Source organism: Flectobacillus major DSM 103 (genome assembly GCF_000427405.1).
GTDB classification, from domain to species: Bacteria; Bacteroidota; Bacteroidia; order Cytophagales; family Spirosomataceae; genus Flectobacillus; species Flectobacillus major.
Genome location: NZ_KE386491.1, coordinates 5,172,147 through 5,183,266, shown reverse-complemented (window position 1 = coordinate 5,183,266; position 11,120 = coordinate 5,172,147). Strand labels below are relative to the sequence as shown.

At 37.1% G+C, this 11,120-nt stretch carries 11 protein-coding genes; 7 read left to right on the top strand and 4 right to left on the bottom strand.

Translation table 11 applies throughout. The features are described 5' to 3' along the window. Positions 1-302: 302 nt before the first annotated feature. A complete protein-coding gene (locus tag FLEMA_RS75160) occupies positions 303-752 on the bottom strand; it encodes a DUF1572 family protein (RefSeq protein WP_044173990.1) in 450 nt (149 codons plus the stop codon). A gap of 12 nt (positions 753-764) precedes the next feature. Then, a complete protein-coding gene (locus FLEMA_RS75155; RefSeq protein ID WP_052354325.1) occupies positions 765-1,769 on the bottom strand; it encodes an NAD-dependent epimerase/dehydratase family protein in 1,005 nt (334 codons plus the stop codon). Positions 1,770-1,878: 109 nt separating this feature from the next. Here FLEMA_RS75155 and FLEMA_RS0161385 point away from each other — a divergent pair, with 109 nt between their 5' ends. The 6 genes from FLEMA_RS0161385 (at position 1,879) to FLEMA_RS75145 (ending at position 7,676) form a co-directional block, all read left to right on the top strand. After that, the gene (locus tag FLEMA_RS0161385) at positions 1,879-2,811 is read left to right on the top strand and encodes a Ppx/GppA phosphatase family protein (RefSeq protein ID WP_026997521.1); all 933 of its coding nucleotides are present in this window, start codon (positions 1,879-1,881) and stop codon (positions 2,809-2,811) included. A 284-nt stretch (positions 2,812-3,095) separates the two neighbouring features. Continuing rightward, the gene (locus tag FLEMA_RS0161370; RefSeq protein ID WP_026998029.1) at positions 3,096-3,806 is read left to right on the top strand and encodes a MotA/TolQ/ExbB proton channel family protein; all 711 of its coding nucleotides are present in this window, start codon (positions 3,096-3,098) and stop codon (positions 3,804-3,806) included. A gap of 41 nt (positions 3,807-3,847) precedes the next feature. After that, positions 3,848-4,246 carry an ExbD/TolR family protein gene (locus FLEMA_RS0161365; protein ID WP_026998028.1) on the top strand — a complete coding sequence of 133 codons (399 nt, stop codon included), beginning with the start codon at positions 3,848-3,850 and terminating at the stop codon, positions 4,244-4,246. 149 nt (positions 4,247-4,395) lie between these two features. Beyond that, positions 4,396-5,058, top strand: coding sequence for an MgtC/SapB family protein (locus FLEMA_RS0161350; RefSeq protein WP_044173988.1), 663 nt, complete (start codon positions 4,396-4,398; stop codon positions 5,056-5,058). 317 nt (positions 5,059-5,375) lie between these two features. Then, positions 5,376-5,750 carry a hypothetical protein gene (locus tag FLEMA_RS75150; RefSeq protein ID WP_044173986.1) on the top strand — a complete coding sequence of 125 codons (375 nt, stop codon included), beginning with the start codon at positions 5,376-5,378 and terminating at the stop codon, positions 5,748-5,750. Between the two features lie 231 nt (positions 5,751-5,981). Beyond that, positions 5,982-7,676 (top strand): GAF domain-containing hybrid sensor histidine kinase/response regulator, encoded by a 1,695-nt coding sequence (locus tag FLEMA_RS75145; protein ID WP_052354323.1) that lies wholly within the window; start codon positions 5,982-5,984, stop codon positions 7,674-7,676. Between the two features lie 69 nt (positions 7,677-7,745). Here the strand turns inward: FLEMA_RS75145 and FLEMA_RS75140 are convergent, their stop codons facing one another. Further along, positions 7,746-9,359 carry a beta-N-acetylhexosaminidase gene (locus tag FLEMA_RS75140; protein WP_044173985.1) on the bottom strand — a complete coding sequence of 538 codons (1,614 nt, stop codon included), beginning with the start codon at positions 9,357-9,359 and terminating at the stop codon, positions 7,746-7,748. Between the two features lie 155 nt (positions 9,360-9,514). Here FLEMA_RS75140 and FLEMA_RS0161265 point away from each other — a divergent pair, with 155 nt between their 5' ends. Next, entirely contained in the window at positions 9,515-9,883 is a 369-nt protein-coding gene (locus FLEMA_RS0161265) for a VanZ family protein (RefSeq protein WP_026997516.1), read from the top strand. Positions 9,884-10,142: 259 nt separating this feature from the next. Here FLEMA_RS0161265 and FLEMA_RS75135 read toward each other — a convergent pair whose 3' ends face one another. Continuing rightward, on the bottom strand, positions 10,143-11,078 hold the full coding sequence (locus FLEMA_RS75135) for a homoserine kinase (protein ID WP_044173983.1): 936 nt from the start codon (positions 11,076-11,078) through the stop codon (positions 10,143-10,145). Positions 11,079-11,120: the final 42 nt, after the last annotated feature.

Below are 11,120 nucleotides of genomic sequence, written 5' to 3'. Positions count from 1 at the left end.
GACAGTAAAATATTAATAAACAGACACTTAAAAAGAAACGAATACCTTATATGTAAGAAAAACAGCTATTTTGGGCACCTACAAAATAGCCTAAAGGCATAACTGAAACGAAAGTAGAGTGAAAGAGGAAAGTCTACAAGAATTTTAACTTTTGTTAAGGCTTTTTAACATTTGGACAAGCAATATTTGTTCTATGAAGCTGGTGAACAAATTATCCAACAAATAAGGAAATACTCATGAAAGAAAAATACGATTAAACAGCCGCTATAAAATGCTTGTAATAAGCTGTTTAGTCGAAAGGTTTACGCATCCAATAACCTTCTATGATAGTTGATTTGTCCTAAATGATAACTCAAATGCGTACAAAGATGTACTAAAAGGTATTCGGTACTGGTTTTTTCTTCAAAAACTAAAATAGGATATTGTTGCTCAAAATCGGTCGAATTCAAGGTTGATAGCGCCTTTTTTAGCATAGACAAGGTATCATCAATTTTTTGTATCAATATCTGTCGAGGTACATTTTTGTCGGAAAACTCCAAAGGTCTATTTCTGATATACCCCGACTGCCCAAGCTCAGCACCAATATAAGTATTGAGATTGCCAATAAGGTGTAATGTAAGGTTTCCAGCAGAATTAGCAATATTTTTATCCATTTTCCAGATATTTTCCTCCAAACTATAAAGGTTCAATTCAGCTTTTAATCGAGTCAAATCTCTTTCAAAAAGTTGGAAAAGCGTTAAGGCTAAAGTCATTATTGAGCAGGGTTATTGTGCTTTTTGGGCAAGATTCTTACAAATACGTTCAATACTGGTATCGAAAGGCTGAAATTCAATGGCAATAGCCTTCTTGATCTTTTTGTTGCTATATTCAAAATGATGACTCGACGAAAGAGCCGTTTCTTTGGTAAGTAAAGGGGCCTTGCCTGTAAAAAAGCTTCTTATGGCCTCTAAACGCCATAAAACACCTGCCAGCCATGGCGAAAGTAGTTTGGAGGGTGCTTTTTTACGAAATACAGTAGCAGTTTTCTCAAAGAAAGTTTTGTACGAAATTGGTCCAGCATTGATAACAAAACGCTCGCCCGAAATATCCGAAAGAGTAAGCTCATAAATACACTTGGCCAAATCGACAGCATCTACATAATTGAGCGTACCGTTGGGATAATAGCGATGCTCGTCAAAGGCATATTTGAATAATTGTGTACTGCTTTTGTGCCAATCGGCTTCGCCCAAAATCAACGATGGGTTTACAATAACAATATCTAGCCCTTCCGACAACCCACGCCATACCTCCATTTCGGCTAAGTATTTACTTTTGGCATAGTTCGAGTTGAGAGGGTCTTCTTCCCATGTACTTTTTTCATCTATCACAATTACTTGGCTTTTGTCATAATCATGAGAAATTTTACGCCCCAAAGCAGCAATCGAACTCACAAAGCACAATTTTTTGACAGAAGCCTCAAGACAAGCATTAACAACGTTGGCTGTCCCTTCTATATTGACTTTATTCATCATATCAATATCTTTGGGAGCAAACGAAACCAGTGCCGCTGCATGAACAACCCTATCAATACCGTTGTCAGCCAAAATTTTTTGAAGGGCGAGTACATCTAAGATGTCGCCATCAAACCAATGAATGGCTTGAGCCTGCTCTTCTAGTAACGACAAATCACTATTGGGGCGTTTTAAGCCTGCCACTTGATAGCCTTTGCCCAAAAAATACTTGGCTACAAAGCTACCCACCAAACCCGTAATACCTGTTATTAATACCATAATGTAAAGATAAAGCAAGACTTCTTCTATCGCAAAGAACACCAAGTTTTTCCACGAAAGTTCGTTTGTGCCAGTAAACTTATCTTTCTTTGTAAAAATTTAGACAAGAATGAAAAAAGCTATTATTGATTTAGGAACAAATACCTTTCAGCTATTGATTGTAGAACAAGCAGGAACACACTTTGAGTTGATTCATGAAGATAGCTATGCTGCCAAAATAGGCAAGGGAGGTATTTCGCAGGGTATTATTACGCCAGAAGGCATAGAAAGGGCTATTGCAGGACTGAATCATTTTAAGGAAATATGGGAAAAAGAGGGCATTTTGACCAGTCAGGTGCTAGCCACGGCCACCAGTGCCGTTCGAAATGCTAAGAATGGCGAAGCCTTTTGCCAAGCAATCTTGGATGCTACGGGTATCAACATACAGGTGATTTCGGGCGAGGAAGAAGCTGGCCTTATTTATGAGGGGGTAAAACTAGGTACTCATATTGGCAAAACACCTTCGATGATTATGGATATTGGTGGAGGAAGTGTTGAATTTATTATATGCGACCAAGACCGAATTTATTGGAAACAAAGTTTTGAGATCGGTGGCCAAAGGCTCATGGACAAGTTTATGAACTCCGACCCTATTTCACCTCGCTCGGTAGGCTTACTTCGTGACTACCTCGAAGAACAACTCTTGCCCCTTACCAATGCCGTACATCAGTATGCTCCCGAATGTATTATTGGTTCGGCTGGCTCGTTTGAAACCTTGGTGGATATGTATTCGATGAAACATTTTGGCGAGTGGCCTCCTCGTACACAAGTGAGTTTTGAACTACCTATTACCGATTTTTATGATTCTTTTTTGGCATTGGTGTCGAATGGCCACAACGAGCGAATGGCAATTCCGGGTATGATAGAACTACGGGTAGATATGATTGTGGTAGGCGTGTGCTTGATTGACTTTGTTTTGAAAAGATATGATATTCAACAAATAAAGGTGTCGACCTATGCACTCAAAGAAGGGATTTTATCAAGACTATTGTCGCAAGCCTAAATCAATTGCGGTATTATTTTGTATTTTAAATAAATTTTGGCCATTACCCTACAGTACCGCAATTCGCTAATTTTTGAGCAAAACATATCATATACTTAATTTTTTTCGTTAAACTTGTTAAAAAATTAGTTTTGAAAGTAAACATATATTCTACTTTATTTCGTTTAGCCTTTCAGTGACTATTATTCAACTATTATTAACTTTAATTTTTCTTCAAATATGTGTTTTTACGGTGAGCATTCGTTCATAGCAACGAAATGGACACCGTTTTACCTGTAAAAACTATGACGACTCTTCTAAGTATCTTACTACAGACTGTCATTGATTCCGACACAACTGCAACGACTATTACTACTGTTACCAAAGCTGGTGAGGACTTAAATTTATTAGGACTTCTCGAAAAAGGGGGCTGGGTAATGATTCCAATTTTTGTGTTGTTTTTCATTGCTCTTTTCCTATTTGTTGAGCGTTACTTGTATATCAGTAAAACTTCTAAGCTAGATAATACCTTCTTGTTCTCTATCAAAGAAATGCTGTATTCTGGCAATATACAAGGAGCTGTTAATTACTGTAAAACTTCGCCATTCCCAATAGCTCGTTTGTTGGAAAAAGGACTTACAAGAATTGGATCGCCAATGCGAGACATCGAAAATGCTATCGAAAATACCGCAAGAGTCGAAATTTATAATATGGAAAAAAACCTTGGTATTCTTTCGGCCATTGCCAAAATTGCCCCAATGTTTGGTTTCTTGGGTACGGTTTCGGGTATGATTCGTACTTTTCATAATATTGCAATGGCCAACAAAATCGATATTAGTACTATTGCGAGTGGTATCTACGAAAAAATGGTAACCTCGGCTACTGGTTTGATGGTGGGTATTATAGCATATTTCTTTTATACCATTTTGACAACCATGATTGACCGTACTGTAAACAAAATGGAAGTTACAGCCATCGATTTCTTGGATATTCTTCATAAACCTGCAACCAAATAATTGAGGTATTGCCCTTAAAGGCAATTCTCGTAGCAAATGCTATGAATATTAGAAAACGAACAAGAGAACAATCAGAAGTTGAAACGGGTGCTTTGGCTGATATTCTTTTCTTCTTAATGATGTTTTTCCTGATGATTTCGACATTGGCTAGCCCCGATGCCATCAAACTGCTTTTGCCTGAGTCTAGCACGGCTCAGCAAACAGCCACCAAGGAAAATATCAGATTGACTGTAGATGAGAATAATCAATATTTTGTAGATGACGTGCCTGTAAGCTTTGATGTGCTAGAAAGCTATTTAGCCGAGCAAGCAAAAAGCAAAAATTCAGAAACGGTGATTTTGAGAATCTCAAAAGACAGAACCGTTCAGGATTTGGCCAAAATATATGATATTGTAGCCCGCTTAAATTTAGCTTTAGTAATGGCAACAGACAAACAATAACATGTATTAAGTAGAAACACAAAATTGCTATTGCAGGGTGTTGAACTTAATAACTTTTTGGAATTGTTTAACCATAAAATGTATTATGTAAATAGCCGTCGCCCAAAAGTGACGGCTATTTGCGTATCCTTAAAACAATCTTTCAAATAATGAGCGATATAGAGATTTTGTGGAATCATATAACCCGAAATGAGGATTTGATTAAATTGATAGCTTCGATTATTGTAGGTGCTATTATTGGGGGCGAACGAGAATATCATAGCAAATCGGCAGGATTACGAACATTTACATTGATATGTGTGGGCTCAACTATATTTACTATTCTATCTGAAAAAGTAGGTCAAGGTGTTTCGCCAGACAGAATTTCGGCCAATATTGTTACTGGTGTCGGTTTTTTAGGAGCAGGGATTATCTTTAAGGTAGACGACAGGGTAAAAGGACTCACTACGGCTGCTATTATTTGGGTTACAGCAGCATTGGGAATGGCCATTGGCGACGGGCATATTTTGTTGTCGTTTCTTGGTGCAATTTTTGTGTTTGGTATTTTACAGTTTTTTATTACGCTCGAAAAATGGATTCATAAATACGGTGAAACTCGTAATTATAGAATTGTGATGCGAAGAACTCATGAGGGTTTTCCAAAACTAGAAGAGTTTTTTAGACAAAATCACATGCAGGCAAAAAAAGGGAAACAGGTATTTCGAGAAGGAATTTTTATTTGTTATTGGTCGGTACGTGGGCAAACTTCCAAACACGAGCGACTCGCCAAACGGCTACTTTCGGACGAAAGAATTATCGAGCTTGAGTATTAATCTTTGGGGCTTAGAATAATTGTTTGCCATAGCCCATGTCAAATATATGACCGACAGAGACCATCTTCGTAAACTTTTTCAGGCTCTTATACGTTGAAAACTTGAGTGGAAATATAATAGTAGTTACTTTATCGGCTGTTTTCCTCATACAACTCTTTTACTTCTGAATCATTTCAAACAATAATAGGCATTTTTGGATGCTCATATTATAATATTTACTATCTTTTAGTGTGCATTACGATCGGCAAGCTCAAGGTTATATAGTAGATATTTAACCTATTTTTGGTATAAATCCTTATTTTGACAACAATATTCGTATGTTCGAGTTTAATTCAAAACTAAATTGCACATACCTTACAGAAATGTATGGCGACGATACAGAAATGGCACAAATGATGTTTGAGCATTTCTTAAATAATAGTATTCCTGAGTGGAATACTATTATACCACTCATTGAAGAACAAAATTTAGACGCAGTGCTACGGCTTGTTCATAAAAATAAACCTACATTCATGATGGTAGGCTTATCGGAGATTCATGACAAAATACGAAATTTTGAAAAAGATATTCGTTCAGGGCTTTCCTGGAATGACATTGCCAACAGATATGAGGCTATTTCTCTTGAAATCAACTCATTTTCAACGATTATTCAGCACGAAATTAACCGTTTGTCTGACTTTGTAGAATCATAAATTATTGATAAATAATCTTTTGCAAAATAATAGGTATATCGTCCTACTTTAATTTTATCAAATATCATTACCTATTATAGATTCTTATACTATTCCTTTTTGCATGCTATTCAAATTGAAGCATCCAAGCAATATACCTAAGTATATTGTTCTTTTTATCTGTTTTCTTATAATAAAGAACAGTTATTCTTTAAAAATTATACACAACATTCAACTCTTGTATATACAATTATGATATTGGCAGCTAAACCAGAAAATGAGTTAGAGCGATTGGCAGTCTTACAAGAATACCAGATTCTTGATACATTACCAGAGAAGGATTTTGATGATATTGTAAAAATTGCTTCTGAGATTTGTAATACCCCCATTTCGACAATTACCCTCATAGATAGAGATAGACAGTGGTTTAAAGCCAAAGTTGGCTTAGAAGTAAATGAATCCCCTCGGGAAACTTCGTTTTGTGCTCATGCTATCCTCGATCATCAAGTTCCACTTATTATTTCGGATGCCCGAGAAGATGAACGCTTTTTCGATAATCCACTTACTATTGGCGAGCCTTTTGTAATTTTTTATGCTGGTGTACCACTTGTTACCGACAATGGCCAAGCCTTAGGAACGCTGTGCGTAATAGATAACCAGCCTAAACAGCTCCGAGACGACCAAGTGGTAGCTTTGAAAGCTTTGGCAAATCAAATTATGAGTCAATTTGATTTGCGTAAAAGAACACTTGAGCTACAGAGTATTCGAGAAGATTTGGAGTTGAAAAATAAAGAATTACTTGAAGCCAAACAAAGACTTGAAATAGCCATAAAAGCCAAATCAGCGTTTTTGTCGATGATGAGCCATGAAATCAGAACTCCGCTGCATGCTATTTTAGGGAATATCAATTTTCTGTTGGAAGAATCGCCTCGGCCAGATCAAGAAGTACCGCTTAATGTTCTCAAATTTACAGGCGAAACTCTTCTTACAATTATCAATGATATTTTAGATTATAGCAAACTCGAAGCTAAAAAGGTACAGTTAGAACAAATTTCGTTTCATATCCGTGATTTGGTAACTAATATTGTCAGTATCAATATTCACCGAGCCAAAGAACGAGGCAACAAAATCGTTGTAAATATTGCCGACAATGTGCCTCAATATTTGTTGGGCGATCCTACTCGTTTAGTACAAATTATTAATAATTTGGTATCTAATGCTGTAAAATTCACCAAAAATGGTTCTGTAACTATCCAAATTAGTGTAAAAGAACATGGTGAAGATTTTGACAACTTGTTGTTTGAAATAATAGATACAGGAATAGGTATTCCACAAGAATCAATCGATAAAATATTTGAAGAGTTTTCACAGGCCTCTACTATGACCACCCGTCAATTTGGAGGTACAGGACTTGGTCTTGCTATCATCAAAAACCTTTTAAACTTATTTGGTAGCCAGATTCATGTGAGTAGCAAGATGGGCGAAGGCTCAAATTTTTATTTTGAAATAAAATCGAAACGAATTGAGCAGAATATTGTAAGAAAAGAAAAACTAACTGATTTTAATTTCAATGGATTTGATGTATTGGCTGTAGACGACAATGAGATTAACCTCAAGATTGTATCCAGAAACTTGGTAAAAAAAGGTATTTCGGTCAAAACATTTCTGTCGCCTCTCGAAGCACTGGAATCGGTCAAATCGGGGGTTAACTATGATTTAATTATTGTAGATTTACAAATGCCCGATATGAATGGCTTTGAATTGGCTGGCGAAATACGCAAAATTTTACCGAATGTGCCAATTATTGCTAGCTCGGCTGATAACAATTCTGAAACCATCGAGATGGCAATTCAGGCAGGAATGAACGACTACCTACTTAAACCTCACACGCCACAAGAAATTTATATTCTTTTGGCCAAGCATCTATCTTTTGCTTCTGAAGAATAATTTTACAAAAAGAAGAGGTCAGACAGTGCTAACTGCTGACCTCTGTATATTTATAGGAAAATTGGGTATCTATTTTAAAAAGCCCTTGTAAAAATTAACATGTAGCTTTTCTAAACGACCAGCATGAGCTTTCATTCGTTTAGCAAAATGGTCATAATTTTTACTTTCTTTGGGTGTCCATGCTACTTCAGCCAACGCCGATGCTCTTGGAAAAACCATATATTCTACGTAATCGCTAGTTTTCATGTATTCTGTCCAAACATTAGCCTGAACACCAATAATGTGCTTTTGTTGCTCTGGTGTCAAGTCTGTAGGCGTTGGTTCATAAGAATATATTCTCTCCAAAGTAGTAAACCCTCCAATAGCCAAAGGTTCTGTTTTGGGGTCGGCCTGATAGTGGTCTAAATACACATGACTTCCTGGGGTCATAATTGCATCGTGGTTTTCTTTAGCCGCTGCAATTCCTCCTTCTGTACCTCTCCACGACATTACTGTTGCATTGGGCGACAAGCCACCTTCCAAAATTTCGTCCCAACCAATCATTTTACGTCCTTTCGAGGTAATAAATTTATCAATACGGCCAATAAAATAACTTTGCAAACCATGCTCATCTTTTAGGCCATTGCGTTGAATAATATCTTGGCAAAAACGGCTTTCTTTCCATTGTTTTTTCGGGCATTCGTCACCCCCAATATGGATATACTGGCTAGGGAACAAGTCCATTACTTCTGTCAAAACATTTTCTAGGAAAGTAAATGTTTCTTCTCGTGGACAAAATACGTCTTCGTAAACACCCCAATCGGTAGCTACTTGGTAAATTTTGTCTGGATTACAGCCAAATTCTGGATACGCTGCCAACACTGCTTGCGAGTGGCCTGGCATTTCTATTTCAGGAATAACTGTTACAAACTTTGATTTGGCATACGCTACAACTTCTTTTACTTCGTCTTGAGTATAGAAACCACCGTACTCTTGTCCGTCAAATTTCTTTGAATAGGCACGTCCAACTACGGTTTCTTTGCGTTTCGACGAAATCTGCGTAAGTTTCGGATATTTCTTAATTTCAATTCTCCAGCCTTGGTCTTCTGTTAAATGCCAGTGAAAAGTATTTAATTTGTGAAGGGCAATAAGGTCGATATATTTTTTGATAAATGACACAGGGAAAAAATGGCGGCCTACATCCAGATGCAGCCCACGGTAAGAATAACGTGGAGCATCTTCGATTGTACAGTTGGGTACTGTCCAATTAATATTGCTAACTTTTTCTTGGCCAAAAATTTGATTTGGCATCAATTGTAGCAAACTTTGTAAGCCATAAAACGCACCCTTGCCTGTTTTGGCCGAAATACTAATGTTTTTGCTACTTACATTCAAGACATATCCTTCTTCTGCTATTTGCTCATTTTTGAAAAACTGGATGCTATTATTAGCAACACTTTTATTTCCTACAACAAGTTTGCGGGTAGTACCTGATACCAAATTGAGCTGGTCGATTAACAACTGAGCCACATGCGTAAAATCATCATCGTTGGTACTTGTTACTACGTTGGTTTTGGGGCTAATGGAAAAAGCACCTGTTTTTTGCTCTAGCTTTTGTGGCAATGGAATAATGTTATACGTGTTTTGAGCAGTAATAAAATGAGAACCTACCCAAAAGCAAATTAAGGAAAGTATTTTTTTCATTAGAAATCGGTTTGGTAAATTGTTGCTTCAAAGGTATGTGAAAAAATGCCAATGTGTATCTTTTTTTAACCGAAATATTTAAAATATTTTTCAATATACGTATTATATTGCCGATTAAATATACCATTTACCTTAATAATTAAATTTTTTTCAAAATGAAAACCTTAGATACTCTTCTAAAAAACAAGTCGCTTTCTATAATATGTGGTATCATGATATTGGTTTTATGCTCTATACCCAGTCATGAATTACCTCAAAACTTAGGTTTCAGTGACAAAGCTGAACATTTTATTGCATTTGGAGTATGGTCATTTTTAACGATTTACTCATTCAGAAATACCTTTTTCACCTTTATAGCAGGTATTCTGTTTGGTATAGGTATCGAGTTTTGGCAAAGTATATTACCTGAATCTTTTCATCGTTCGTTCGATTGGTACGATGCTGTAGCCGATACAATTGGCGTAATACTGGGTATTATTGTATTTTTAGCTATTCATAAAGCAAAACTAGTAGAAAAAGAATAAGCCCCTAAATATGCAATATAGTGCCGATAATAACTATTGAACTACAAAAAACATGAGTCATCTCGAATTTTAAGGAATATTAAAAGAGCTCTCCTATTTGTGTTTGTTGGGATTCATAAGGGAGGTTGTCAAATGAGCTTAACAATCGCTCAAATGATAGAAAATTAGGGGCTATTCATGCAAAAGGCGTTCGAAAAACTAATTTCGAACGCCTTTTGCATGTTAAATGTTAGTATGACACATCTTTGGCCGCAAAGCATTATCCTAATACCACAGGCCCTGCTTGATTGATACCTGACACATAACATTCAGAACCAATACCCACTTTGGCAAAACCATCTTGCATGGCTTTACCCACACGATTGGCGGTAAATAAATCTTTCGACAAAGCAAACATCGAAGGCCCTGAACCAGATATAGAGCATCCTAAAGCACCGTTTTCTAAAGCTGCATTTTTAACATCGTCAAACTGAGGAATTAAGATTGAACGAATTGGCTCTATGATTACATCTACTAACGAACGAGAAATTAGATCATAGTCGGGTAGCATCAAGCCTGCCACCAAACCAGCCACGTTTCCCATCTGAGTGATAGTATTTTTCAAAGAAATCTCTCTTTTCAAAATATTGCGGGCATCTTTGGTATTCACCTCGATATGCGGATGCACAATTGTAGCGTATAACTCTTTGGGAGTTTTGAGCTGAATAATGTCCAGAGGGTCGTAGCTCCTAATTACAACAAACCCGCCCATAAGGCTAGGCCCAACGTTATCGGCATGAGCCGACCCACAAGCAATAAATTCGCCCTCCATAGCAAAAGGCAATAGGTCTTTCTGAGCCAAAGGTCGCCCCATAAGTTCGTTAGCAGCAAAAACACCTGCTACCGACGAAGCCGCCGACGAGCCAAGTCCCGACCCCAATGGCATGAGTTTTTTCAAGTCCATTTCAAAGCCTTGTCCCTCCTCGCCTATGGCTTCCAAAAACTTTAGAATTGCAATACCTGCAGTATTTTTGCTTGCATCCAAAGGCAAACGCCCGTCGTCGCCCTCTATTTTATTGATTTTGACCCCCCTATTAGTCGACTTTTTAAGGATAAGCTCATCGCCAGGGTTATCAACTGCAAAACCAAATATATCAAAACCACAGGCAACATTAGCAACTGTTGCAGGGGCAAATACTTTTATCGAATCTGTCATTGTATGTTAAGTCAACAGCAATTATGTGGAAATATTACCACT

Coding starts and splice junctions, on each gene's coding strand:
- FLEMA_RS75160 (WP_044173990.1), bottom strand. CDS start 752: ATGACTTTAGCCTTAACGCTTTTCCAACTTTTTGAAAGAGATTTGACT.
- FLEMA_RS75155 (WP_052354325.1), bottom strand. CDS start 1,769: ATGGTATTAATAACAGGTATTACGGGTTTGGTGGGTAGCTTTGTAGCC.
- FLEMA_RS0161385 (WP_026997521.1), top strand. CDS start 1,879: ATGAAAAAAGCTATTATTGATTTAGGAACAAATACCTTTCAGCTATTG.
- FLEMA_RS0161370 (WP_026998029.1), top strand. CDS start 3,096: ATGACGACTCTTCTAAGTATCTTACTACAGACTGTCATTGATTCCGAC.
- FLEMA_RS0161365 (WP_026998028.1), top strand. CDS start 3,848: ATGAATATTAGAAAACGAACAAGAGAACAATCAGAAGTTGAAACGGGT.
- FLEMA_RS0161350 (WP_044173988.1), top strand. CDS start 4,396: ATGAGCGATATAGAGATTTTGTGGAATCATATAACCCGAAATGAGGAT.
- FLEMA_RS75150 (WP_044173986.1), top strand. CDS start 5,376: ATGTTCGAGTTTAATTCAAAACTAAATTGCACATACCTTACAGAAATG.
- FLEMA_RS75145 (WP_052354323.1), top strand. CDS start 5,982: ATGATATTGGCAGCTAAACCAGAAAATGAGTTAGAGCGATTGGCAGTC.
- FLEMA_RS75140 (WP_044173985.1), bottom strand. CDS start 9,359: ATGAAAAAAATACTTTCCTTAATTTGCTTTTGGGTAGGTTCTCATTTT.
- FLEMA_RS0161265 (WP_026997516.1), top strand. CDS start 9,515: ATGAAAACCTTAGATACTCTTCTAAAAAACAAGTCGCTTTCTATAATA.
- FLEMA_RS75135 (WP_044173983.1), bottom strand. CDS start 11,078: ATGACAGATTCGATAAAAGTATTTGCCCCTGCAACAGTTGCTAATGTT.